Consider the following 25022-nt stretch of genomic DNA (forward strand, 5'->3'; position numbering starts at 1 on the left):
GGGGTGAACTACTCCCCGGGGCCGCCGGCGGGGGGCGGGGCGGCGGGGTTCGGGGGTGGGGTTGTTGGGGGGGGGGGGGGGGGGGCCGGCGGGGGGGGGGGGGCCCCCCGGGGGGGCCCCCCCCCCGCCGCTTTGCGGCGCCGCCGTCTTCGCGGCACGGCGTTCCGCAGCACCGCTCAGAACGGCCGCAGCGCCGGCTCCTTCCGCCCGCCGCCGAGCAGCCGCTCCAGCGCCCCCTCGACGTCGCCGCGCCAGGACAGGGTGGTCCGGGCCTCCAACCGCAGCCTCGGGTAGCGCGGATGGGGCCGTACGGTCTTGAACCCGACCGCGAGCAGATGGTCGGCCGGCAGCACGCAGCTGGTCGGCACCCGGCCCGCCGAGCCGAAGGCCTCGATCGCCCGCACTCCGCGCCCCAGCAGGTCCTTGGCGACGGTCTGCACCAGCACCCGGCCCAGCCCCTGCCGCTGGTAGCCCGGCAGCACCCGGCTGACCATCAGTTGAACGGCGTCCGGCGAGACCGGGCTGGTCGGGAAGGACTGGGAGCGGGGCACGTACGCGGGCGGCGCGTAGAGCACGAACCCGGCCGGCCGGTCGTCCACGTAGACGATCCGGCCGCAGGACCCCCACTCCAGCAGCACCGCGGAGATCCACCCCTCCTTCTCCAGCTCGGGCTTCCCCGACTCCACCGCCTCCTTGGCGCTGACCGGGTCCAGCTCCCAGAACACGCAGGAGCGGCAGCCCGTCGGCAGGTCCGCGAGGTTGTCCAGCGTCAGCGGAGCGATCCGGCGTCCCATGGCCCGTACCTCCTCCTCCCTCTCAGGGTCGAGCATTCCCCCACGAACACCGATGGGTGCATGTTTCACGTGAAACAGCGCTCACGTGGCACATGCACCCATCGGGTCGTCGTCCTCGGTCCGGACGGCCGGCTCAGCCCTGCGACAGCCGCAGACCGTCCTCGCCGGGGGCCATGCTGTCCAGGATCCGGTTGAGGTCCTCCACCGAACCGAACTCCAGCACCACCTTGCCCTTGCCCAGCTTCCCGCCGCGCTGCGACACCTCGACCTTGACCCGGGTGTCGAAGCGGTCCGACAGCCGGCTCGCCAGGTCGTTGAAGGCGGGGGAGATGATCTTGCCCGCCTTCGGCGTCTGGCGCGAGGGCTTCTCCGGCTCCTGGAGCATCACCCGGACGATCTCCTCGGTGGTCCGCACCGAGAGGCCCTCCGCGGGGATCCGCCTGGCCACCTCCTCCTGTCGCTCGGCGTCCGGCAGCGCCAGCAGCGCGCGGGCGTGGCCGGCGGTCAGCACACCGGCGGCGACCCGCTTCTGGACGGTCGGCGAGAGGTTCATCAGCCGCAGCGTGTTCGAGACGTGCGCGCGCGAGCGGCCGATCCGGTCGGCGAGCTCCTCGTGGGTGCAGGAGAAGTCCCGCAGCAGCTGGTCGTAGGCGGCAGCCTCCTCCAGCGGGTTCAGCTCCGCCCGGTGGAGGTTCTCCAGGAGGGCGTCCAGCAGCAGCTTGTCGTCCTCGGTGGCCCGGACGATCGCCGGGATCCGCTCCAGGCCCGCCTCACGGGAGGCCCGCCAGCGCCGCTCGCCCATGATCAGCTCGTAGCGCCCGGCCTCGATCTCGCGCACCACGATCGGCTGGAGCAGGCCCACCTCCCTGATGGAGGCGACCAGCTCGGCCAGCTTGTCCTCGTCGAACACCTCGCGCGGCTGGCGCGGGTTGGGGGTGATCGCGTCCAGTGGCAGTTCGGCGAAGGAGGCACCGGGGACCGGCGCCGGCTGCCGTCCGACGGCCGCCCGGGCCGCCACCGTGGCACGCCCACCCGGCAGCACGGGCACCGAGGCCGGCGACGTCGCGCCGGTCGTCACCACCGAGGTCGGCGCGGGCGTGGCCGCGACCGGCTGCGCCGCCCCGCCGTCCGCCGGCGCGGCCGGGCCGATCAGCGCCCCAAGCCCTCGTCCCAGACCCCTGCGACCACTCACTGATGACCCTCCGTCGTACCGTGCTGTACCACCGGGGCACCGTGCCCCGTACCGCTGCCGCCCCGCTGCTGACCCACCAGCGAACCGCCCTGACCGGCCGCGCGCAGCGCGAGCTCGCGGGCGGCTTCCAGGTAGGAGAGCGCCCCGGTCGAGCCCGGGTCGTAGGTCAGCACCGTCTGCCCGTAGCTGGGCGCCTCCGAGATGCGGACCGAGCGCGGGATCGCCGTGCTCAGCACCTCGTTCTGGAAGTGGGTCCGGACCTCCTCGGCGACCTGGGCGGCCAGCCTGGTCCGGGCGTCGTACATGGTGAGCAGGATGGTCGAGACGTGCAGCGCGGGGTTGAGGTGGGCGCGCACCAGCTCGACGTTGCGCAGCAGCTGGCCGAGGCCCTCCAGCGCGTAGTACTCGCACTGGATCGGGATCAGCACCTCCTGACCGGCCACCAGGGCGTTGACCGTCAGCAGGCCCAGCGAGGGCGGACAGTCGATCAGGATGTAGTCCAACGGCTGCTCGTAGGCGGCGATGGCGCGCTGCAGCCGACTCTCCCGGGCCACCAGCGAGACGAGCTCGATCTCGGCGCCGGCCAGGTCGATGGTGGCGGGGACGCAGAAGAGCCCCTCGACGTCCACGACGGGCTGGACCACGTCGGCCATGGGCTTGCCCTCGACCAGGACGTCGTAGATGGACGGCACCTCGGCGTGGTGGTCGATGCCGAGGGCGGTGGAGGCGTTGCCCTGGGGGTCGAGGTCGACCACCAGGACGCGCAGCCCGTGCATGGCCAGGGAGGCGGCCACGTTCACGGTGGTGGTGGTCTTGCCCACCCCACCCTTCTGGTTGGCGACCACGATCACCCGGGTCGCGGCGGGCCGGGGAAGCCCCTCCCCCGCTCGGCCGATCGCCTGAACCGCAGCCTGGGCAGCCCGCGCGATGGGCGTGTCATCGATCTGGTCGATGGTCTCCGAGTCCTGCATGGGGCTCAGTGTTTCACGTGAAACCGGAGCGGCAACAGTCGCCGCCCGGCCGCGAGCGAGGATTCCGGAGAGCAAGGAGCGACGTTTCACGTGAAACACCATGCCCGCTATGTCGGAAATCTGACGTTGCGACACTCCGATGTCCGCTTTTCGGCCCGCCCGTCACCTGAACGACGACGGGCGGACGGTTCCCCTGCGAGGAGGACCGTCCGCCCGTCGTGGCGGCTTTTCCGGGATCAGCGGGCGCGGCGCCGACCACCCCGGCCGGTGGTGCCGCCGTTCTTCGCACCGGCGTTGCGACCGGCCCGGGCCACCTTGGCGCGCCGGGTGGCGGCCTTCACCCCGCCGGGGCTCTCCCCCGCCTTGACCTGGACCACCCGGGTCGAGGTCTCCAGGGTGCCCTCGCCGACCGAGATCACGGTCCACTCGACGGCGCCCAGCTTGGCCAGCCCGGCACGCGAGTCGGCCAGCTCCTGCTCGGCGCTGTCGCCCTTGAGCGCCAGCATCTGCCCGTGCGGGCGCAGCAGCGGCATGCCCCAGCCGGCCAGCCGGTCCAGCGGGGCCACCGCCCGGGCGGTCACCACATCCACCGCGAGCTTGCCGACCATCTCCTCGGCGCGACCGCGCAGCACCGTGACGTTCTCCAGCGCCAGCTCCCGGACGACCTCCTCCAGGAAGGTGGTCCGGCGCAGCAGCGGCTCCAGCAGGGTCACCGAGACGTCCGGACGGGCCAGGGCCACCGGGATGCCGGGCAGACCGGCACCCGAACCGACGTCGCACAGGGTGGAGCCGGAGGGCAGCAGCTCGGCCAGCACCGCGCAGTTGAGCACATGGCGGTCCCACAGCCGGGGCACCTCGCGCGGGCCGATCAGCCCGCGCCGGACACCCGCGGTCGCCAGCAGCTCGGTGTAGCGGACGGCGGCGTCGAAGCGGTCGCCGAAGACCTCCCGGGCGGCGGCCGGCGCCTCGGCCAGCACGTCCAGCTCGGGCGTCTCGGCCGTCTCGGCCGCCTCGGCGGACCGCCCCTCGGCGTCAGGGTTCACGTCCGCCCCCGGACGGCCGGTGGCCGCGCTCTCCGTGTCCATCTCGACCTCTCCGATCTCCGGATCCACCGACCCGCTCAACGCACTGTTTCACGTGAAACATCCCAGAAGGAACAACGACCCCGCCCGCACGAGGCGGACGGGGTCGCGTCCGGTAAGGCTCACCGGCCGCCGCGGCGACCGGTCATCGATCCGCCGGCCTCAGACCGGCAGCACGACCACGCACCGCTGGGGCTCTTCGCCCTCCGACTCGCTGCGCAGACCGGCGGCCGCGACCGCGTCGTGGACCACCTTGCGCTCGAACGGCGTCATCGGCCGCAGCTTGACCTGCTCGCCGGTGCTCCTGGCCTGCTCGGCGGCCTTCGCGCCCAGCGCGGCCAGCTCCTCGCGCTTGCGGGCCCGGAAGCCGGCAATGTCCAGCATGAGGCGGCTGCGCTCGCCGGTCTCCCGGTGGACAGCCAACCGGGTCAGCTCCTGCAGGGCCTCCAGCACCTCGCCGTCCTGGCCGACCAGTCGCTGCAGCGCACGGTCGTTGCCGTCGCTGACGATGGAGACCAGGGCGCGGTCGCCCTCGACGTCCATGTCGATGTCACCGTCGAGGTCCGCGATGTCGAGCAGACCCTCCAGGTAGTCGGCCGCGATGTCACCCTCCTGCTCCAGGCGGGTGACGAGGTTCTCGTCGGCGCCGGCGGCGGCCTCGGTCTCGACGGCGGAGGTGGTGCCTTCCGTCACTGATGGACTCCTTCGGAGATGGGCCCGGCTGGCGGGCGGGGAACGAAGCTCTTCGCAGCTGCGACAACGAGGCCAGGAGGCCGGTCAGGACTTCTTCTTCGGCCGCTGGCCGCCGCGCTTGGGCTGCTGCCGGGTGCCCTGCTTGGTGCCGCCGGGCTTGGCCGCGGTCTGCTTGGCGGCCGCCGGCTTCGCATTGGAGTCGGCCGCGACGGCCTCCTCGGCGGGCTGCTCGACCGGGGTGCCCTCGCCCGGCTCGGCCGCCTGGGTGGCACCGCCCTGCTGACGCTGGGCCTTGGTCTGGCGACGGGGCTGCTGGCGGCTCGCCCGGACCGACTCCTCGACCACGGCCGTGGCGGAGGCCGCCTCGGCGATGGCCGCCTTGGACGGGGGCAGCATGCCCCAGAGCGCGCCCTTGATCTCCGTACCGTCCGCGCGCAGTCGCCCGGCCTTCTTCAGGCGCGCCTGGCGCTCCTGGAAGGCCTTGCTGCCCGGGGTCGGGTTGTTGTGGATGACGACCAGCTGCTGGCCCATCGACCAGACGTTGGTGGTCAGCCAGTAGACCAGGACACCGACCGGGAAGTTGATGCCCATGACGGCGAACATGACCGGGAAGACGTACATCAGCATCTTCTGCTGCTGCATGAACGGCGTCTTGACCGTGAGGTCGACGTTCTTGGTCATCAGCTGGCGCTGGGTGACGAACTGCGACAGCGACATCATCACGATCATCACCGCGGTGACGATCTTGACGCTGGTCTCGGGGCTGCCGAGGAAGGTCGCGGAGAGCGGGGCGCCGAAGATGTGCGCCTTGCCGGCGCTCACCAGCAGCGAGCCGTGGATCACGCCGATGTCCTCGCCCTTGGCGACCTTGGACAGCACGCCGTAGAGAGCGGTGAAGAACGGCGCCTGGACGATGATGGGAAGGCAGCTGGAGAACGGGTTGGTACCCGCATCCTTGTACAGCTTCATCATCTCTTCGGACTGGCGCTGCCGGTCGTTCTTGTAGCGCTCCTGGATGGCCTTCATCTTCGGCTGGATCGCCTGCATGGCCCGGGTCGCCTTGATCTGCTTCACGAAGAGCGGGATCAGGCAGATCCGGATGACGACCACCATCGAGGCGATGGCCAGACCCCAGGCCCAGCCGCCGTCCGGATCGAAGACGTGGCTGTACAGCGAGTGGAACTGGACGATGATCCAGGACACCGCCGTGTAGAGGGGACTCAGAAAACCGAAGGTCACCGGTCAGACTCCTTGGACATCGGGCTTCGCCACCGGCTCCGGCTCGGCGGTCCCGCTCTTGGGGCTCAGCAGATCACGCAGCCGGCGGTGCCACACCGGGTGCTTGCGCGGCGGAACGTGGTCCACCCCGCCGGGCGACCAGGGGTTGCAGCGCAGGATGCGCCAGACGGTCAGTCCGCCGCCCTTGACCGCTCCGTGCACCTTGACGGCCTCGTAGCCGTAGTGCGAGCAGGAGGGGTAGTAACGGCAGACCGGACCGAGCAGTGGGCTGATGGTCCACTGGTAGACCCTGATCAGACCCATCAGCAGGTACTTCATCGCCCTGCTCCCGTCGGCGCCGTTGCGGCGGGCTCGGCCCTCAGCAGCCGCTTCAGCGCCGCGTCCAGGTCACGTTCGAGGTCCTGGTACGAGGCGGTCGCGGCCTGGGGCAGCGCACGCACCACTATCAGGCTACCGGCGGGCAGCCTGGACAGGCGATCACGGACTAGATGGCGCAACCGGCGCTTGACCAGGTTGCGAACGACCGCCGGGCCAACGGCCTTGCTCACGACGAAACCCGCACGCGCCGAAGGAGTCCCCTCGGCGACGTGCGGGCGGGAGTCGCTGGTCCGGTCGGTCTGCCCCTGCGGGTCACCGTCTCTGCTGAGATGGACGACCAGAAGGGGCCGGCCGGCCCGGCGACCGCGTTTCACCGCGGTCGCGAAGTCCTGGCGCCGCCGCAGCCGATTCTCGGAGGGCAGCACAACAGACTCTGGTGCGGATCAGGCGGACAGGCTGGCGCGGCCCTTGCCACGGCGGGCAGCCAGGATGGCGCGGCCGGCGCGGGTACGCATACGCAGCCGGAAGCCGTGGGTCTTCGCGCGACGACGGTTGTTCGGCTGGAAGGTGCGCTTGCTCACTCGGGGGCTCCTGAGGTGAATCGTAGGATGACGGGGGGTCGCTTGGCCGTCACCGTGCGTCCGCGTGATCTCCCCTGATTCGGAAATCCGGCCCATCGCCCCAGTTCGGCTGGGGTCTGAGGCAATCCACGGCGCCCGTGCTGCGCGCCTTATGGAGCGGGTGGACCCGCGGACATGCGGCAGCGGCCATCGACAACTCGACCTGGTTACGGTACGCGGGACGGGGCGCGAGGGTCAAACCAGCCCTTCGGAGGTCCACTTACCCACAGCCTGTGGACAACGACTTGATCCGTCTCTGTTCGCTGACTACCGTTGCAGGACTTGTCTGGTTTGTTCTTGGAAAGCGTGCACCAGTGGCTGATGTCAACAGCGACCTAGTCCCGGTCTGGGCGAGGGTCGTCGAGCGGCTGGTCAGCGACCCCGACGTCGGGGAGATGGACAAACAGTGGGTGCAGCGCACCCAGCCGATGTGGATGATGCACGACACCGCCCTGCTGGCGACCCCGAACGAGCGGGCCAAGCAGGTGCTGGAGGGTCGGCTGCTGCCCCAGCTGACCGACGCGCTCAGCCGCGAGCTCAGCCGGCCGGTCCGGATCGCCGTGATGGTAGACGCCAACGCCGTGCCCACCGCGCCCGTCGCCCAGGCCCCCGTCGAGCCGTACCCCGGCCCGGCCGAGGAGGACCAGGACTACCGCGACCAGGGCTACCAGCAGCAGCCGTACGAGCAGGACTACGAGCGCCCCCGCTACGACACCGGCGGCTACGAGCACCGCCCCGCGCCCTACGGCGGCCAGTCGGCCCAGCCCTGGCCCGGCTACCAGGAACCCCAGGCGTCGTACCACGAGCCCGAGGAGCCCGCGCCCCGCCAGGCGCCGCGGCCCCTGCCCAGTCCGCCCTCCACCACCCAGGGCGACCTCTTCGGCGGCGCGTACGGCCCCGGCCCCGGCGAGCAGCCGCGCACCGGAGCGGGCCGCCGCGGACAGGGCTCCCGCCCCGCCGGCGGCCGCCCGGCCGAGAAGGCCGCCCCGGAGCGTTCCGCCGAGCGCCCCGCCGTGCCCGGGGTGCCCGCCCCGCCCGGCGCTCCCCCGGCCGGCGGCTCGCGCAAGGACGAACCGGCCGCCCGGCTGAACCCCAAGTACCTGTTCGACACCTTCGTCATCGGCGCCAGCAACCGCTTCGCGCACGCGGCGGCGGTGGCGGTCGCCGAGGCCCCGGCCAAGGCGTACAACCCGCTCTTCATCTACGGCGAGTCCGGGCTGGGCAAGACCCACCTGCTGCACGCCATCGGGCACTACTCGCGCAGCCTCTTCCCGGGCACCCGGGTGCGCTACGTGTCCTCGGAGGAGTTCACCAACGAGTTCATCAACTCGATCCGGGACGGCAAGGCGGACACCTTCCGCCGCCGCTACCGGGACATGGACATCCTGCTCGTGGACGACGTCCAGTTCCTGGCGAGCAAGGAGTCCACCCAGGAGGAGTTCTTCCACACCTTCAACACCCTCCACAACGCGAACAAGCAGATCGTCCTCTCGTCGGACCGGCCGCCCAAGCTGCTGACCACGCTGGAGGACCGGCTGCGCAACCGCTTCGAGTGGGGCCTGATCACCGACGTCACCCCGCCGGAGCTGGAGACCCGGATCGCGATCCTGCGCAAGAAGGCGATCCAGGAGCAACTGAACGCCCCCGCCGACGTGTTGGAGTTCATCGCGTCCCGGATCACCCGCAACATCCGGGAGTTGGAGGGCGCGCTGATCCGGGTCACCGCCTTCGCCAACCTCAACCGGGCTCCGGTGGACCTGGAGTTGGCCGGCATCGTCCTCAAGGACCTGATCCCGGGCGGGGACGAGGACGCCGGTCCGGAGATCACCGCGCAGGTCATCATGCAGCAGACCGCCGCGTACTTCGGCCTCGGCGTGGACGACCTCTGCGGCTCCTCGCGCAGCCGGGTACTGGTGACCGCCCGCCAGATCGCCATGTACCTGTGCCGGGAGCTCACCGACCTGTCGCTGCCGAAGATCGGCGCGCAGTTCGGCGGCCGGGACCACACCACGGTGATGCACGCGGACCGCAAGATCCGCTCGCTGATGGCCGAGCGGCGCTCGATCTACAACCAGGTCACCGAACTCACCAACCGCATCAAGAGCTAGGCGGCGGCGCCGAGTCGGGCCCGTCGGCCACGCCGGCCGGAAAAGGGCGTCAGGAGCGATCCTGACGCCCTTTTCGCATCTCCACAGGTGTGCGCCCGACGTCGGCGGGGCAGGGATCCGGGCGACGGACGGTCCACCAGTCCACAGCCCGCGCCGAACAACTGACCGGTGATTCGAAAACCGAGGGCGCGCAAGGCGGTTGTCCACAGGACGGGCCCCTTCTGCACGGTCCACAGGCCGGGGAGTCCGGAGTTATCCAGAATTCGTCCACAGGCCCGCCGCCGCTACGCTCTTCCGCGCAGGTCAGGTGCCTGTGGACTTGTGCACAACGGTTATCCACAGGGTGTGGACAATTGACGGGCCGCCAGTGGGCCGTTCGGGTTATCCACCGGTTGTCCCCAGGGACGGGGCGGTTATCCCCAGGTTGTCCACAGCCGGGTCCACAGTTCGACAACCGTGGGCCACTGTTCATACCCTGGTGTGAAAGGCGTCACGTAGAGTTGACCGGTGCCCGTGGATAACCGGGCCCGGATCTGGGGACAGCCCTGGGGATAACCTGTGGATACCCAGCGTGCCCTGTGGGTAACGCTCGGCTGTCCACAGCGCGGCCTGCCCGTCCACAGCCGCCGTCCACACCCACTGTGGACAAAATTCGGGCCCTGACCTGCGGAAACGGGGTTATCCACGGTTTCCACAGGCCCTACTACTACCGCTACACAGATAGACCGTGAACCTGCTTTCAAAGTGGGTGGGCCCGAAATCTGTGGACAACCGCTCCCCGACACTTGTTCGGGTTCGCTTCCGCCCGTCTGCCCCGTCTGTCGGCGGAGTACGTCAGACTGTCCTTTGCGACTGGAAGCGGAGTGGTAGAGCTCGGCGGACAGGCGGACCGACGATCAAGATCAGACGAACCAGAGTGCGAGCGGGAGCGCTCGATCCAGGAGGCGGTTACCGGTGAAGTTCCGGGTGGAGCGTGACGTCCTCGCGGAGGCGGTGGCCTGGGCTGCCCGCAGCCTCCCGGCACGGCCGCCGGTGCCGGTGCTGGCCGGCCTGCTGCTGACCGCGCAGGAGGGCAGCCTGGCGCTGTCCGGCTTCGACTACGAGGTCTCGGCCCGGGTCGAGCTGGAGGCGGACGTCGAGGAGGCCGGCACCGTCCTGGTCTCCGGTCGCCTGCTCAACGACATCTCGCGCAACCTTCCCAACAGGCCTGTGGAGATCTCCACCGACGGCCAGCGGGTCAGCGTGGTCTGCGGCAGCTCCCGCTTCACCCTGCCGACCCTCCCCGTGGACGAGTACCCGGCGCTGCCCCAGATGCCGACCGCCACCGGCACCGTCTCCGGTGACGTCTTCGCCTCGGCCGTCAGCCAGGCCGCGGTCGCCGCCGGCCGGGACGACACCCTGCCGGTCCTCACCGGCGTCCGGGTCGAGATCGAGGGCGACCGGATCACCCTGGCCGCCACCGACCGCTACCGCTTCGCCGTCCGCGACCTGCTGTGGAAGCCCGAGCAGTCGGACATCTCCGCGGTCGCCCTGGTGCCGGCCAAGACCCTGCAGGACATCGCCAAGTCCCTGGGCAGCGGCGACACCGTCTCCATCGCGCTCTCCTCGGGCGGCGCGGGCGAGGGCCTGATCGGCTTCGAGGGCGCCGGCCGCCGCACCACCACCCGGCTGCTGGAGGGCGAGTTCCCCAAGTTCCGCAGCCTCTTCCCGACCGAGTTCAGCGCGGTCGCGGCGATCCAGACCCAGCCCTTCCTGGAGGCGCTCAAGCGCGTCTCGCTGGTTGCCGAGCGCAACACCCCGGTCCGGCTCAACTTCGAGCAGGGTGTGCTGACCCTGGAGGCCGGTTCGGGCGACGACGCCCAGGCCACCGAGCGGATCGAGGCCGACCTGGAGGGTGACGACATCTCGATCGCCTTCAACCCGGGCTACCTGGAGGAGGGCCTCAAGGCCATCGACTCCCCGTTCGCCCAGCTGAGCTTCACCACCCCGACCAAGCCGGCCCTGCTCAGCGGCAAGGTCTCGGTGGACGCCGAGGAGGACAAGGCCTACCAGTACCTGATCATGCCGGTCCGCCTCTCCGGCTGACCCCCCGCTCGGGCCGGCGCCGACCCGGCCGGTCGTCCACAGGCTGTGCACACCCGCTGTGCACAGCCTGTGGACGTCTCCCCCGGTCGGCCCGACCGCGCGGAGCCGGTGGCGGTCGGAAGCGTAGGCTCGGGGAAGTGCGGCAACGGCGCCGCCGCCAGGCACGTCCCCACAGTAAGGATTTGGTCATGGAGCTCGGCCTCATCGGTCTCGGCAAGATGGGCGGCAACATGCGCGAGCGGATCCGCCGCGCCGGCCACACCGTCGTCGGATACGACCGCAACCCGGAGATCTCCGACGTCGAGAGCCTGCAGGAGCTCGTCACCAAGCTCCAGGGCCCGCGCGTGGTCTGGGTGATGGTCCCGGCGGGCGCCGCGACCCAGGCGACCGTCGACGAGCTGGCCGAGCTGCTCTCCCCCGGCGACGTGGTGGTCGACGGCGGCAACTCCCGCTGGACCGACGACATCAAGCACGCCGAGGCGCTGGCGGCCAAGGGCATCGGCTTCGTCGACTGCGGCGTCTCGGGCGGCGTCTGGGGCCTGGAGAACGGCTACGCGCTGATGTACGGCGGCGACGCCGAGCACGTCGCCCGGGTCCAGCCGGTCTTCGACGCGCTCAAGCCGGAGGGCGACTTCGGCTCGGTGCACGCGGGCGCGGTGGGCGCCGGCCACTTCGCCAAGATGGTCCACAACGGCATCGAGTACGCGATGATGCAGGCCTTCGCCGAGGGCTGGGAGCTGCTGGAGGCCGCCCCCGAGGTCACCGACGTGCGCGAGGTCTTCCGCAGCTGGCAGGAGGGCACCGTCATCCGCTCCTGGCTGCTGGACCTGGCCGTCCGCGCCCTGGACGAGGACGAGCACCTGGCCAAGCTGCGCGGCTGGGCCGCCGACTCCGGCGAGGGCCGGTGGACCGTCGAGGCCGCGATCGACCACGCCGTGCCGCTGCCGGCGATCACCGCCTCGCTGTTCGCCCGCTTCGCCTCCCGCCAGGACGACTCGCCGCAGATGAAGATGATCGCCGCGCTGCGCAACCAGTTCGGCGGCCACGCGGTCGAGTCGAAGTAGTCCCGGCAGTTCTCCACAGGTCTGTTCACAGAAGGCGAGCGCAGTCCACAGCCATGCACGTCGCGCACCTGTCGCTCGCCGACTTCCGGTCGTACGCCCGGGCCGAGGTTCCCCTCGACCCGGGCGTGACCGCCTTCGTCGGGCCCAACGGCCAGGGCAAGACCAACCTGGTCGAGGCGATCGGCTACGTCGCCACCCTGGGCAGCCACCGGGTCGCCACCGACGCCCCGCTGATCCGGCTGGGCGCCGAGCGCGCGGTGATCCGCACCTCGGTGGTGGACCGCGGCCGCTCCACCCTGGTCGAGCTGGAGCTCACCCCGGGCAAGGCCAACCGGGCCCGGATCAACCGCTCCGACAACGTCCGCCCGCGCGACGTGCTGGGCCTGCTGCGCACCGTGCTGTTCGCCCCCGAGGACCTCAGCCTGGTCAAGGGCGACCCGGGCGAGCGCAGGCGCTTCCTGGACGAGCTGCTGACCGCCCGGGCGCCCCGGCTGGCCGGGGTCCGCCAGGACTACGAGCGGGTGCTCAAGCAGCGCAACGCCCTGCTGAAGACCGCCGCGATGGCCCGCCGGGCCGGCGGCGGCAAGGGCGCGGACCTTTCCACCCTGGAGGTCTGGGACGGTCATCTGGCCCGCGCCGGAGCCGAGTTGACGGCCTTCCGGATCCAGCTGGTGGCTGCCCTGCAGCCGTTGGTGACGGCCGCTTACGGCCAACTGGCTCCGGGCGGCGGCGAGACCGCGCTGGAGTACCGCAGCTCCTTCGAGGGCGAGCTGCCGACCAGCCGGGAGCAGGCCGAGGAGCAGTTGCTGCAGGCGCTGCAGGCGGTCCGCAAGCAGGAGGTCGAGCGCGGCATCACCCTGGTCGGCCCGCACCGCGACGAGCTGGTGCTCAAGCTCGGCCCGCTGCCCGCCAAGGGCTACGCCAGCCACGGCGAGTCCTGGTCGTTCGCGCTCGCGCTGCGGCTGGCCTCGTACGAGCTGCTGCGCGCGGACGGCGGCGAGCCGGTGCTGATCCTGGACGACGTGTTCGCCGAGCTGGACGCGGCCCGCCGGGACCGGCTGGCCGAGCTGGTGGCCGACGGCGAGCAGGTGCTGGTCACCGCGGCGGTGGCCGAGGACGTGCCGAAGGCGCTGGCCGGCGCCCGGTTCGCGGTCGCCGACGGCGCCGTCCGTCGGATCGACGCCTGATCCCCCGCCCGTCGGCCCGCCCCCGCACCGGCGGCGAACCCGCGCCCGTACCCGTGACCCGTGGCACGGCACGCGCCGACGCCCGGCGTCCGTGCGCTCCCGTAGGCTGGACGGCTCATCGGGTTGTCCACAGGCTGGGGAAAGGAGATCGCCGTGAGCGAGTCGACGGAGACCTCCCCCGGCGCAGCCGCGCCCACCGGGGCCGACCTCGCCCGGTCCGCCCTGCGCGCTGCCCGCGCCCAGGCCCGTCAGCGCGGTGAGCAGGTCCAGCAGAAGCGCGAGGCGAAGCGGCACGGGCTGCGCAGCGGCGCCCGCTCGGACGGCCGCGACCCGGTGCCGCTGGGCGCGGCACTGAACCGGCTGCTGACCGAACGCGGCTGGGAGTCCTCCGCCGCGGTCGGTGGGGTGATGGGCCGCTGGCCCCAGATCGTCGGCCCGGACATCTCCGCGCACTGCCACCCCTCCTCCTACGACGAGGCGGAGGCGGTGCTCACCGTGCAGTGCGACTCCACCGCCTGGGCCACCCAACTCCGCTGGCTGGCACGCCAGTTGGTGGCCCGTCTGAACCACGAGCTGGGCCACGGCACGGTCCGGACCATCAAGGTGCTCGGGCCGGCCGCCCCGGTCCGCGGCTACGGCCGGCTGCGCGCCCCGGGGAGCAAGGGCCCGGGCGACACCTGGGGCTGACCCCGGCCGGCGCCGTTCGACCCCCGGTGGGATCGGACCACGATCTTCCGGAACCCCTGACGGCCCTTCCAGGCGCCCCGGGCCCCCCGGTCGAGTATCGGGACTCGTGCAGAGGGGATTCAGGGCGGCGTATCTGCCTTCAAGGGCTGCCAAACGCCCATCTCTGTCAGTCGTACCGGTAGACTGAAAGCCAAACACTGTTGCTAGTGGCAACCGAGTCGAAACGCCGTGGTCGCACGCTCGCCCGCACGGGGCGGGATTGCGGCCCGTGCTGTGCCAGAGAGGGCGCTTCGTGGCCGATTCCGGCAACCCCAGCCAGACCCCAGACCAGACCACCGACCAGGCTTCCTACACCGGTAGCAACATCCAGGTGCTGGAAGGCCTCGACGCCGTCCGCAAGCGCCCCGGCATGTACATCGGCTCCACCGGTGAGCGCGGCCTGCACCACCTGGTGCAGGAGGTCGTGGACAACTCCGTCGACGAGGCGATGGCCGGGTACGCCGACACCATCGACGTCACGATCATGGCCGACGGCGCGGTCCGCGTCGTCGACAACGGCCGCGGCATCCCGGTGGACATCGTCCCCGGCCAGGACAAGCCCGCCGTCGAGGTCGTGCTCACCGTCCTGCACGCGGGCGGCAAGTTCGGCGGCGGCGGCTACGCCGTCTCCGGCGGTCTGCACGGCGTCGGTGTCTCGGTCGTGAACGCGCTGTCCACCCGGCTCTCGGTGGAGATCCACAAGGACGGCAACGTCTGGACCCAGGACTACAAGATGGGCGCGCCGACCGCCGCCCTGGTCAAGGGCGCGGAGACCGACCGCACCGGCACCACGGTCACCTTCTGGGCCGACCCCGACATCTTCGAGACCACCGTCTACTCCTTCGAGACGCTCTCCCGGCGCTTCCAGGAGATGGCCTTCCTCAACAAGGGCCTGTCGATCTCGCTGACCGACGAGCGCCCCGAGCACGTGGACGAGGAGGGCAAGCCGCTCACCGTCACGTACAAGTACGACGGCGGCATCGCCGACTTCGTCGCCCACCTCAACTCCCGCAAGGGCGAGGTCATCCACCCCTCGGTGATCGACTTCGAGGCGGAGGACAAGGACAAGGCGATCTCGGTGGAGATCGCGATGCAGTGGAACTCCTCCTACACCGAGGGGGTCTACAGCTTCGCCAACACCATCCACACCCACGGCGGCGGTACCCACGAGGAGGGCTTCCGCGCCGCGCTGACCGGCCTGGTCAACCGCTACGCGCGGGACAAGAAGCTGCTCCGCGAGAAGGACGACAACCTCTCCGGCGAGGACATCCGCGAGGGCCTGACCGCGATCATCTCGGTCAAGCTCGGTGAGCCGCAGTTCGAGGGCCAGACCAAGGACAAGCTCGGCAACACCGAGGCGAAGACCTTCGTCCAGAAGGTCGTCCACGAGCAGCTCAACGACTGGCTGGACCGCAACCCCAACGAGGCCGCGGACATCATCCGCAAGTCCATCCAGGCCGCGACCGCGCGCGTCGCCGCCCGCAAGGCCCGCGACCTCACCCGTCGCAAGGGACTGCTGGAGTCCGCCTCGCTGCCGGGCAAGCTCTCGGACTGCCAGTCCAAGGACCCGTCCGAGTGCGAGATCTTCATCGTCGAGGGTGACTCCGCCGGCGGCTCGGCCAAGCAGGGCCGCGACCCGCGCACCCAGGCCATCCTGCCGATCCGCGGCAAGATCCTGAACGTCGAGAAGGCCCGGATCGACAAGGTGTTGCAGAACACCGAGGTCCAGGCGCTGATCTCGGCCTTCGGCTGCGGCATCCAGGAGGACTACGACGACTCCAAGCTGCGCTACCACAAGATCGTCCTGATGGCCGACGCCGACGTCGACGGTCAGCACATCCGCACCCTGCTGCTCACCCTGCTGTTCCGCTTCATGCGGCCGCTGGTCGAGTCCGGGTACGTCTACCTCGCCATGCCGCCGCTGTACAAGATCAAGTGGGGCAAGGACGACTTCGAGTACGCCTACTCCGACCGCGAGCGCGACGCGCTGATCGCCGCGGGCGTGGAGGCCGGGCGCCGGCTGCCCAAGGACGACGCGATCCAGCGCTTCAAGGGTCTCGGCGAGATGAACGCCGAGGAGCTCCGGGTCACCACCATGGACGCCGAGCACCGCCTGCTGCTCCAGGTCACCCTGGAGGACGCTGCCCGCGCCGACGAACTGTTCTCCGTGCTGATGGGCGAGGACGTCGAGGCCCGCCGCTCCTTCATCCAGCGCAACGCCAAGGACGTCCGCTTCCTGGACGTGTGACGCCTGCGCGCCAGGCCCCGCACGTACCAGTCCGCGTGAAAGGAAACTGACCACCAGTGGTCGACGACAACCGTCCCGAAGGCGACCAGCCCGAGACCCCCGAGCCCGCCGAGGCCACCGCCCAGGCGACCATGCGGATCGAGCCGGTCGAGCTTGAGACCGAGATGCAGCGCTCGTACCTCGACTACGCGATGAGCGTGATCGTCAGCCGGGCGCTCCCCGAGGTCCGCGACGGCCTCAAGCCGGTGCACCGCCGCGTGCTCTACGCGATGTACGACGGCGGGTACCGGCCCGAGAAGGGCTACTACAAGTGCGCCCGCGTCGTCGGCGACGTGATGGGCAACTACCACCCGCACGGTGACACCTCGATCTACGACACCGTGGTCCGCCTGGCCCAGCCGTGGTCGATGCGGATGCCGCTGGTGGACGGCAACGGCAACTTCGGCTCCCCGGGCAACGACCCGGCGGCGGCCATGCGCTACACCGAGTGCAAGATGATGCCGCTGGCCATGGAGATGATGCGCGACATCGACGAGGAGACCGTCGACTTCGCGCCCAACTACGACGGCCGCTCGCAGGAGCCGACCGTCCTGCCCGCGCGCTTCCCCAACCTGCTGGTCAACGGTGCCACCGGCATCGCGGTCGGCATGGCCACCAACATCCCGCCGCACAACCTCCGCGAGGTCGCCTCCGGCGCGCTCTGGTACCTGGAGAACCCGGAGGCCTCCGCCGAGGAGCTGCTGGAGGCCCTGATCGAGCGGATCAAGGGCCCCGACTTCCCCACCGGGGCGCTGATCGTCGGCCGCCGCGGGATCGACGACTACTACCGCACCGGCCGCGGCTCGGTCACCATGCGGGCCGTGGTCGAGGTCGAGGAGATCCAGGGCCGCCAGTGCCTGGTGATCACCGAGCTGCCGTACCAGGTCAACCCGGACAACCTCGCGCTGAAGATCGCCGACCTGGTCAAGGACGGCAAGATCGCCGGCATCGCGGACGTCCGCGACGAGTCCTCGTCCCGCACCGGTACCCGCCTGGTGGTCGTGCTCAAGCGCGACGCGGTCGCCAAGGTCGTGCTCAACAACCTGTACAAGCACACCGAGCTGCAGACCAACTTCGGCGCCAACATGCTGGCCCTGGTCGACGGCGTGCCGCGCACGCTGTCGCTGGACGCCTTCATCCGGCACTGGGTCAACCACCAGGTCGAGGTCATCGTCCGGCGCACCACCTTCCGGCTGCGCAAGGCCGAGGAACGCGCCCACATCCTGCGCGCGCTGCTCAAGGCCCTGGACGTGATCGACGAGGTCATCGCGCTGATCCGGGCCTCGGCGAGCGCCGACGCCGCCCGCACCGGCCTGATGGGCCTGCTGGAGATCGACGAGCTCCAGGCCAACGCGATCCTGGAGATGCAGCTGCGCCGCCTGGCCGCCCTGGAGCGCCAGCGGATCACCGACGAGCACGACGAGCTGCAGCGCAAGATCGACGAGTACAACGCGATCCTCGCCTCGCCGGTCCGTCAGCGCGAGATCATCTCCGAGGAGCTCGCCGCGATCGTCGAGAAGTACGGCGACGACCGGCGCTCGACCCTCATCCCCTCGGACGGCGACCTCTCCATCGAGGACCTCATCGCCGAGGAGGACATCGTCGTCACGATCACCCGTGGCGGCTACGTCAAGCGGACCCGCTCCGACCTCTACCGCTCGCAGAAGCGCGGCGGCAAGGGCGTGCGCGGCGCCCAGCTCAAGCAGGACGACATCGTCGACCACTTCTTCGTGACGACGACCCACAACTGGATCCTGTTCTTCACCAACAAGGGCCGGGTCTACCGCGCCAAGGGCTACGAGCTGCCGGACGCCGGCCGCGACGCCCGCGGCCAGCACGTGGCCAACCTGCTGGCCTTCCAGCCGGAGGAGCACATCGCCCAGGTCATGGCCGTGCGCACCTACGAGGACAAGCCGTACCTGGTCCTCGCCACCCGGGCCGGCCTGGTGAAGAAGTCCCCGCTGAAGGACTACGACTCCCCGCGCTCCGGCGGCCTGATCGCGATCAACCTGCGCCAGGACGAGGAGGGCCGGGACGACGAGCTGATCGGCGCCGAGCTGGTCTCCGCCGAGGACGACCTGCTGCTGGTCTCCAAGAAGGCCCAGTCGATCCGCTTCACCGCGACCGACGAGGCGCTGCGGTCCACCGGCCGCGCCACCTCCGGCGTCAAGGGCATGGCCTTCCGCGAGGACGACGAGCTGCTCTCGATGAACGTCGTCCGTCCGGGCACCTACGTCTTCACCGCCACGGACGGCGGGTACGCCAAGCGGACCGCCGTCGACGAGTACCGTGTCCAGGGACGCGGCGGCTACGGCACCAAGGCGGCGAAGATCGTCGAGGGCCGGGGCTCCCTGGTCGGCGCGCTCGTGGTCGACGACACCGACGAGATCATGGCGATCACCCTCTCGGGCGGGGTGATCCGCACGAGGGTTTCCGAGGTTCGTGAAACCGGACGTGACACCATGGGCGTCCAACTGATCAACCTCGGAAAGCGCGACGCGGTCGTGGGCGTGGCCCGCAACGCGGAGGCCGAGGACGACGAGACGGCGGAGGACGAGGTCACCGAGTCCACCGAGACGGCCGAGGGTGCGGGGACGGCGGTCGGCGGAGACGCCGAGGTCTGAACCGAACCGCGGACCGGTGCCGCCGCGTCCACAGGAGTGGGCGCGGCGGCACCGGACGCCGACCAGCACCGGGCAAACCCGCCGGGCGCTGGATGACGAGTGACGGACCAGGGCGGCGCCGCCCTGGTGGGAAGTGCGGGAGGACCAGGTGAGTGGAGCCACGGGTGCTGCGGGAGGACCCTCCGGCGGCCGTCCGGGCGCGCAGGGCGGGGGTTCGTACGGCGGCGTGCCGGGACAGCCCCCGACCGAGCACTCGGCCGCGTCCACCTCGCTGATGCCGTCGGTCGGCGGGGCCGGGCAGAGCGCCGGCGCGACCTACGGGGGCCAGACCCCGTCCGGCAACCAGGGCGCCGGCCAGAGCGGCTTCTCGCAGCCGACCACGTACGCCAAGGGGCAGCCGACCCCGGCCCGGGGCACCCGGACCGGCGGCAACACCCCGCCCGGCGGCACCCCCGTCCCCGGGGCGGCGCGCCGCCCCTCCGGTGGGCCCGCGACCGTCGGGGGCGGCCTCGGCCGCACCCGCAAGGCCCGACTGCGGGTCACCAAGGTCGACCCGTGGTCGGTGATGAAGGTCAGCTTCCTGCTGTCGCTGGCCGTCGGCATCATCATCATCGTGGCCTCGGCCGTGCTGTGGATGACCCTGGACTCGCTCGGCGTCTTCGACTCGCTGACCAAGACGCTCAAGGACGTCACCGGCGGCGGTGCGGACAACGCCAGCAGCCAGCTCAACCTGATGGACTACATCGGCTTCGGCAAGGTCATGATGTTCACCACGCTGATCGCCGTGGTCGACGTCGTCCTGCTGACCGCGCTGTCCACGCTCTCCGCGTTCATCTACAACGCGGCGGCCGGCTTCACCGGCGGCGTCGAACTGACCCTGGCCGAGGAGGACTGATCCCGGCCGGATCCTGACCTCCGGTCAGTTCTCCGTCCCCGGACGGAATGTACGGGCCCCGCAGGCTGTTGCAGCCTGCGGGGCCCGTCGGCATTTCGGGTGACAGCCGGCCCCCGCGGCGTGCCGCCCGGAAACGGTCCACCCGCCGTGGGATTAGCTGGACGCCGCCCGTTCCCACGCCTGGGAGTGCCGCAGGCCGCCCCGGTCGGTCGACCGGGTCAGCTGAGGTTCCGCAGGACGACTGGACGGAGGCGCGCGGTGGCGAAGCTCGCAGGTCAGCTCGTGGAGGCCCTGGAAGGGCTGTTGGGCATCCCGGTCCCGTTGCGGGTGCAGGCGTGGGACGGCAGCGTCGCCGGGCCGCCCGGCGCGCCCACGGTGGTCCTGCGCAACCGCCGGGTGCTGCGTCGCCTGCTCTGGCAGCCGGACGAGCTGGGCCTGGCCCGGGCCTACGTCGCGGGGGACCTGGAAATCGCCCCCGGCAGCGACCTGTACGAGACGCTCTCCGCGGTCGCCCGCTTCGCCGAGCTGCCGGAGATCCGCACCATGACCCTCGGGCCGCGCGACGTCCTCGGTGCCAAGGGCCGCCGGGTGCTCGCCGCCGCCCTGCGGGCCGGGGCGCTCGGCCCGGAGCCCACCCCGCCCCCGGAGGAGGTCCGCAAGCCCCGGGGACGGCTGCACAGCCGCACCCGGGACCGCGCGGCCATCAGCCACCACTACGACGTCGGGAACGACTTCTACGGCCTCGTGCTGGGGTCGTCCATGGTCTACTCGTGCGCCTACTGGACGCCCGAGGCGAAGAGCCTGGAGGCCGCCCAGGAGGCGAAGCTCGACCTGATCTGCCGCAAGCTGGGCCTGCGGCCCGGGATGCGGCTGCTGGACGTCGGCTGCGGCTGGGGTTCGCTGCTGCTGCACGCGGCGAAGAACTACGGCGTCACCGCGGTCGGCGTCTCGATCTCCAAGGAGCAGGTCGCGCTGGCCCGGGCGCGGGTCGAGGAGGCCGGCCTGGCCGACCGGGTCGAGGTCCGGCTGCAGGACTACCGGGAGATCGTCGACGGCCCCTTCGACGCGATCTCCAGCGTCGGCATGGCCGAGCACGTCGGCTCCGAGCAGTACCGGGTCTACGCCGAGGGCCTGTACCGGCTGCTGGCGCCCGGCGGTCGGCTGCTCAACCACCAGATCGCCCGCCGCCCCGACCACCCGGGTGAACCGCACCGCACCAGTCCCTTCATCGACCGCTACGTCTTCCCGGACGGCGAGCTCTCCCCGGTCGGTTCCACCGTGGCCCGGCTGGAGGAGGCGGGATTCGAGGTCCGGGACGTCGAGTCGCTGCGCGAGCACTACGGGCTGACCCTGCGCGAGTGGGTGGCCAACCTTGAGGCGCACTGGACGGAGGCGGTCCGGCTGGTCGGCATCGGCCGCGCCCGGGTCTGGCGGCTGTACATGGCCGCCTCCGCGCTCGCCTTCGAGCAGAACCGGATCGGGATCAACCAGATCCTCGCCGTGCGCAGCACCGAGGAGGGCGCCGCCGGCCTGCCGCCGACCCGCGAGGAGTGGCTGGTGCGCCCGGCCGCCGGGGCCACTGCCGCGGCCCCGGTCGGAACGGATTTGGGAGATCGGCGGTCGGTCCGCTAATCTTTCAGTGCGGCAAGGGCCTATAGCTCAGACGGTTAGAGCGCTTCCCTGATAAGGAAGAGGCCACAGGTTCAAGTCCTGTTAGGCCCACCACCGCGAAGGGCCCGGAGTGATCCACTCCGGGCCCTTCGGCGTCGTTTTCGCAGATCGGGCCGCTTCCGGTACGCTCTGCTGTACAGCGAGGGCCTATAGCTCAGACGGTTAGAGCGCTTCCCTGATAAGGAAGAGGCCACAGGTTCAAGTCCTGTTAGGCCCACCACCCCGAAGGGCCCGGAGTGATCCACTCCGGGCCCTTCGGCGTTCCCGGCGAAATTCCGGGTCCGCCGGGTGCGGACGATCCGTGCGGACGGGGTGCGGACGAGGTGCGTCGTCAATCATCGGACCGGACCGCCGCGTTGACGGCGCCGGTGGCTGGTCACGATTGGGACACCGGTGTGTATCATCGGCCGCAAGGGCAGTCTGGCACCCGGCCGCCCGTTCGCGCTCGAAACACATCTGGACTCGTCGGCCCGGTCGTTCCGGCCGGAGCACCGGCTCTTGAGTCCACCAACGCAAGAAGGACGAGGTCCCGCGGTGAAGAAGCTCCTCCTGGTCGCCCTGGTCGCCCTCGGCGGCTTCTTTGTCTACCGTCAGGTCCAGGCGGACCGCGCCGAGCAGGACCTGTGGACCGAGGCCACCGACCCGGTTCCGGCCGGTCGCTGAGCCCGGGCGATCTGACGATCGACGATCTTCGGAGGCGCTGATCCGCGCCTCCCGGACCGGTCGGCCCGTTCATCCGGACGGACCGGCCGGTTCTCCCAGGGGGACGGCTCTCGGAATCCCGCCGGAACCCGGTACGCTAGTGCCCGTTGGCACGCGCCGTGCCGTCGAGGGGCATTAGCTCAGTTGGTAGAGCGCTGCCTTTGCAAGGCAGATGTCAGGAGTTCGAGTCTCCTATGCTCCACAGCGCCCGAAGGGCGGCCGACCTGCGAGACAGGTCGGCCGCCCTTCGGCTTTTCGCGGCCTAGGCCTGCGGGCGGTCGTCCTCGGTGGGCTCCTCGGGGATGCCGCCGTTCATCGGGGCGGTCGCGGTGTGCGCGCCCGGCGGTTCGACCAGCCACTCCGGGTTGCTCTGCCGGCGCCACCACTGCCAGGCGACGAGGCCGCCGACCGCCAGCACCCCCGCCAGCACGAGGCCGGCGGTCCGGCTGCCGCAGCGCTGCTCCCGCTTGGCGTTCCGGGCGGCGAGCCGGCTGATCTCGGCCGAGCTGACGTGGCCGTGGAGGGCGGTCAGGGCGGCGGCGCCGCGGGCCTGGGCCTCCTGGGCGACCGGGGAGACCGCTTCGACGGCCTGGCTGACCCTGGGGCCGACCGTGGTGCGAGCCTGCTCGGCGGCGCGGCTCGCGGACAGGCGGGCCGCCAGTGCGGCCTCCTGGGCCCGGTGGAGGGCCTTCAGGGCGTTCTGCTGGGCCTCCGGGGGTAGGTGGGCGAAGGCCTGGCCGAACTGCGGAGCGAGGTGTCGGTCGTAGTGGACGCGGAGGTGGTGGGCGGCCTGGGCGGTCTTGGGTCCGAGGGCGTCCAGGGCGGGCCCGAGGCGCTGTTTGGCGCCGTCCGCGAACTGTGCGGCGGTGTCCCGGGTCCGGGTGGCGGTCTCACGGGCCGAGTCCGAAAAGCTCACGAGTCTCTCCTCCTGGGTGGCGTCCTTTATGTACATATCCACCTGAATGCTGATCATGCATCCTGATTCCTCCCCCGGCACCCCGGGGTGGGCCGGGGGAGGGGCGTTCCCGGAGTGTCGGGGCGGGGCGCCGCAGTAGGCTGGCGGCGCCGGTGGTCGGGAACGGGAAGGGGAAACCGCTGATGCTCCCGGATGAACCGCGACAGTCCGCGGACCGCTCCTCCGAGGGCGGGCAGCCCGGCTGCTACCGGCACCCCCGGACACCCACCGGGATCTCCTGCACCCGCTGCGAGCGGCCGATCTGCCCGCAGTGCATGGTGGCCGCCGCGGTGGGCTTCCAGTGTCCCGAGTGCGTCGGCGAGGGGCACGCGGGAGCGCGGCGGGCGACCACCCGGTTCGGCGGAGCGCCGACCCCGGACGGCGGGCTGGTGACCCGGGTGCTGGTCGGGATCAACCTCGTGGTCTGGGTGCTGGCCGCCTACGTCCTCAACCCCCGGCTGGGCGAGATCTGGTCGCTGGCCAGTGCCGGGCGGGCGCACCCCGGCGGCCCGTACGGCGTCGCGGACGGCCCGGCCCAGTGGTACCGGCTGCTGACCGCCACCTTCCTGCACCTCCAGTGGTGGCACGTCGGGCTCAACATGCTGGTGCTGCTCTGGCTCGGCCCGCCGCTGGAGGAGGCGCTCGGCCGACTGCGCTATCTGGCCCTCTACCTGCTCGCGGGCCTGGGCGGCAGCACCTTCGCCTTCCTGGTGGCCGGCGACTGGATGAACTCGGTGGGGGCCTCCGGGGCGGTCTTCGGCCTGATCGGCGCCACGATCGTGATGCAGCTGCGGAACCGGGGGCCGCTGGCCCCGGCGCTGGCCTTCCTGGTCTTCAACCTGGTGGTCACCTTCTCCCGTCCGAACGTCGACTGGCGGGCGCACATCGGTGGCCTGGTGATCGGCGGACTGGCCGCCCTCGGGCTGATGTTCGCCCCGCGCGAGCGGCGCGGGCTGGTCCAGGGGCTGGCGGTGGCCGGTGCGCTGGCGGTGGAGGCGGCGATGCTGCTGGCCGGGATGGCCCTCTACGGGGCGTGAGGCCGTCGGCGTTTGTCCACAGCGGGTGCGGGGTTGTGCACAGCTCGTGCGCCGATCCGGCTGTGGACTGCTGTTCTACGCGTGTCCTCCTGTGCGAATTCCACGCTTGCGAGGAGTTGTGCACAGCTGTGGACGGGCCGGGCGGGAAAAGTTATCCACAGGCTGCAGGGACTTTTCCCCAGTGTGGATAACCATGTGGATAAGCGTGACCGTGTGATCGTGGGACTGTCCGACAGGGCCGCGCCCAAGGCGTTCCGAGCGGTTCCGAGCGGTTCCGGGCACGTCGAACCGCCGCTCCGGGATCTGCGGTTCCGGAGCGGCGGGAAGGGCCCGAACGGGGGCCTCAGGACGCGCGGGGCGTCACTTCCACTGGGTGGAGACGCCGAACCCGGCGGCGATGAAGCCGAAGCCGACCAGGATGTTCCAGTTCCGCCAGCTCTCGACCGGGAAGCTGCCGCTGGTCACGTAGTAGGTGACGATCCAGACCAGGCCGATCAGGAACAGTGCCAGCATCAGCGGGGCGACCCAACTGCGGCCCGAACTGATCTTCACCGCGGCCGTGGTCGGCGGGGTGTAGTCGGACTTCTTGCGGAGTCGAGACTTCGGCACGAGGAGCTCTCCTGTCGATGCGCTGTGAGACCGCGCAGAGGCAGCGGGTGAGACGCCGGCGGTCGGTCGTGGAGAGCGCTCTGGGACCGCTCCCCCACCTGCCACCGGCGTCCGTTAGCGTAGTGGCTCGGCGGGTCTCAAGGAGATAAGGGTACGGTGACTA

22 protein-coding genes and 3 tRNA genes are annotated in these 25022 nt (G+C 71.0%); 14 read left to right on the top strand and 11 right to left on the bottom strand.

The features are described from left to right. Positions 1-176: 176 nt before the first annotated feature. From ACIRVF_RS16730 to rpmH, 9 genes are all read right to left on the bottom strand, one after another. Positions 177-794: a GNAT family N-acetyltransferase gene (locus ACIRVF_RS16730; RefSeq protein WP_402817442.1), complete on the bottom strand. Its 618-nt coding sequence runs from the start codon at positions 792-794 to the stop codon at positions 177-179. 133 nt (positions 795-927) lie between these two features. Continuing rightward, positions 928-1986: a ParB/RepB/Spo0J family partition protein gene (locus ACIRVF_RS16735; RefSeq protein WP_402817444.1), complete on the bottom strand. Its 1059-nt coding sequence runs from the start codon at positions 1984-1986 to the stop codon at positions 928-930. Beyond that, on the bottom strand, positions 1983-2930 hold the full coding sequence (locus tag ACIRVF_RS16740) for a ParA family protein (RefSeq protein WP_402817529.1): 948 nt from the start codon (positions 2928-2930) through the stop codon (positions 1983-1985). Before ACIRVF_RS16740 ends, ACIRVF_RS16735 begins: the two co-directional genes overlap by 4 nt. 263 nt (positions 2931-3193) lie before the next feature. Next, the gene (gene rsmG, locus ACIRVF_RS16745) at positions 3194-4042 is read right to left on the bottom strand and encodes a 16S rRNA (guanine(527)-N(7))-methyltransferase RsmG (RefSeq protein ID WP_402817446.1); all 849 of its coding nucleotides are present in this window, start codon (positions 4040-4042) and stop codon (positions 3194-3196) included. Positions 4043-4201: 159 nt separating this feature from the next. Next, positions 4202-4732: a protein jag gene (locus tag ACIRVF_RS16750; RefSeq protein ID WP_402817448.1), complete on the bottom strand. Its 531-nt coding sequence runs from the start codon at positions 4730-4732 to the stop codon at positions 4202-4204. A gap of 84 nt (positions 4733-4816) precedes the next feature. Continuing rightward, a complete protein-coding gene (gene yidC / locus ACIRVF_RS16755; protein WP_402817450.1) occupies positions 4817-5971 on the bottom strand; it encodes a membrane protein insertase YidC in 1155 nt (384 codons plus the stop codon). 3 nt (positions 5972-5974) lie between these two features. Then, positions 5975-6289, bottom strand: coding sequence for a membrane protein insertion efficiency factor YidD (yidD, locus tag ACIRVF_RS16760; RefSeq protein ID WP_188307180.1), 315 nt, complete (start codon positions 6287-6289; stop codon positions 5975-5977). Next, the gene (gene rnpA, locus ACIRVF_RS16765) at positions 6286-6714 is read right to left on the bottom strand and encodes a ribonuclease P protein component (protein WP_380413691.1); all 429 of its coding nucleotides are present in this window, start codon (positions 6712-6714) and stop codon (positions 6286-6288) included. The genes yidD and rnpA overlap by 4 nt, the downstream gene beginning before the upstream one ends. 18 nt (positions 6715-6732) lie before the next feature. Beyond that, positions 6733-6870 carry a 50S ribosomal protein L34 gene (gene rpmH / locus ACIRVF_RS16770; protein WP_030059672.1) on the bottom strand — a complete coding sequence of 46 codons (138 nt, stop codon included), beginning with the start codon at positions 6868-6870 and terminating at the stop codon, positions 6733-6735. Between the two features lie 353 nt (positions 6871-7223). Here rpmH and dnaA point away from each other — a divergent pair, with 353 nt between their 5' ends. From dnaA to ACIRVF_RS16835, 13 genes are all read left to right on the top strand, one after another. Next, positions 7224-9017 (top strand): chromosomal replication initiator protein DnaA, encoded by a 1794-nt coding sequence (gene dnaA, locus ACIRVF_RS16775; RefSeq protein WP_402817453.1) that lies wholly within the window; start codon positions 7224-7226, stop codon positions 9015-9017. 954 nt (positions 9018-9971) lie between these two features. Then, complete coding sequence (gene dnaN / locus ACIRVF_RS16780) at positions 9972-11102, top strand: DNA polymerase III subunit beta (protein ID WP_360242831.1); 1131 nt, start codon at positions 9972-9974, stop codon at positions 11100-11102. Between the two features lie 137 nt (positions 11103-11239). Beyond that, a complete protein-coding gene (gene gnd, locus ACIRVF_RS16785; RefSeq protein ID WP_402817455.1) occupies positions 11240-12166 on the top strand; it encodes a phosphogluconate dehydrogenase (NAD(+)-dependent, decarboxylating) in 927 nt (308 codons plus the stop codon). A 53-nt stretch (positions 12167-12219) separates the two neighbouring features. Further along, positions 12220-13353, top strand: a complete 1134-nt coding sequence (recF, locus tag ACIRVF_RS16790) for a DNA replication/repair protein RecF (protein ID WP_402817457.1) — start codon at positions 12220-12222, stop codon at positions 13351-13353. A 153-nt stretch (positions 13354-13506) separates the two neighbouring features. Then, positions 13507-14040: a DUF721 domain-containing protein gene (locus ACIRVF_RS16795; RefSeq protein ID WP_402817459.1), complete on the top strand. Its 534-nt coding sequence runs from the start codon at positions 13507-13509 to the stop codon at positions 14038-14040. Positions 14041-14308: 268 nt separating this feature from the next. After that, a complete protein-coding gene (gyrB, locus tag ACIRVF_RS16800; protein ID WP_402817461.1) occupies positions 14309-16327 on the top strand; it encodes a DNA topoisomerase (ATP-hydrolyzing) subunit B in 2019 nt (672 codons plus the stop codon). A gap of 131 nt (positions 16328-16458) precedes the next feature. Beyond that, positions 16459-18990 carry a DNA gyrase subunit A gene (gene gyrA, locus ACIRVF_RS16805; RefSeq protein ID WP_402817531.1) on the top strand — a complete coding sequence of 844 codons (2532 nt, stop codon included), beginning with the start codon at positions 16459-16461 and terminating at the stop codon, positions 18988-18990. A 148-nt stretch (positions 18991-19138) separates the two neighbouring features. Continuing rightward, on the top strand, positions 19139-19885 hold the full coding sequence (locus tag ACIRVF_RS16810; protein WP_402817463.1) for a DUF3566 domain-containing protein: 747 nt from the start codon (positions 19139-19141) through the stop codon (positions 19883-19885). A 258-nt stretch (positions 19886-20143) separates the two neighbouring features. Next, on the top strand, positions 20144-21517 hold the full coding sequence (locus ACIRVF_RS16815) for a class I SAM-dependent methyltransferase (protein ID WP_402817465.1): 1374 nt from the start codon (positions 20144-20146) through the stop codon (positions 21515-21517). Between the two features lie 16 nt (positions 21518-21533). Then, positions 21534-21610: transfer RNA gene (locus ACIRVF_RS16820), tRNA-Ile, on the top strand. A gap of 89 nt (positions 21611-21699) precedes the next feature. Next, positions 21700-21776: transfer RNA gene (locus ACIRVF_RS16825), tRNA-Ile, on the top strand. Positions 21777-22090: 314 nt separating this feature from the next. Continuing rightward, positions 22091-22219: a DLW-39 family protein gene (locus ACIRVF_RS16830; RefSeq protein ID WP_014137031.1), complete on the top strand. Its 129-nt coding sequence runs from the start codon at positions 22091-22093 to the stop codon at positions 22217-22219. 168 nt (positions 22220-22387) lie between these two features. Continuing rightward, a tRNA-Ala gene (locus ACIRVF_RS16835) sits at positions 22388-22460 on the top strand. 60 nt (positions 22461-22520) lie between these two features. Here the strand turns inward: ACIRVF_RS16835 and ACIRVF_RS16840 are convergent. Then, the gene (locus ACIRVF_RS16840) at positions 22521-23174 is read right to left on the bottom strand and encodes a DUF5324 family protein (protein ID WP_402817467.1); all 654 of its coding nucleotides are present in this window, start codon (positions 23172-23174) and stop codon (positions 22521-22523) included. Between the two features lie 182 nt (positions 23175-23356). Here ACIRVF_RS16840 and ACIRVF_RS16845 point away from each other — a divergent pair, with 182 nt between their 5' ends. Then, positions 23357-24250: a rhomboid family intramembrane serine protease gene (locus tag ACIRVF_RS16845; protein ID WP_402817469.1), complete on the top strand. Its 894-nt coding sequence runs from the start codon at positions 23357-23359 to the stop codon at positions 24248-24250. Positions 24251-24610: 360 nt separating this feature from the next. Here the strand turns inward: ACIRVF_RS16845 and crgA are convergent, their stop codons facing one another. Next, positions 24611-24859: a cell division protein CrgA gene (gene crgA, locus ACIRVF_RS16850; protein ID WP_402817471.1), complete on the bottom strand. Its 249-nt coding sequence runs from the start codon at positions 24857-24859 to the stop codon at positions 24611-24613. Positions 24860-25022 lie beyond the last annotated feature (163 nt).

The sequence above is a fragment of the Kitasatospora sp. NPDC101157 genome (genome assembly GCF_044768255.1).
GTDB lineage: Bacteria > Actinomycetota > Actinomycetes > Streptomycetales > Streptomycetaceae > Kitasatospora.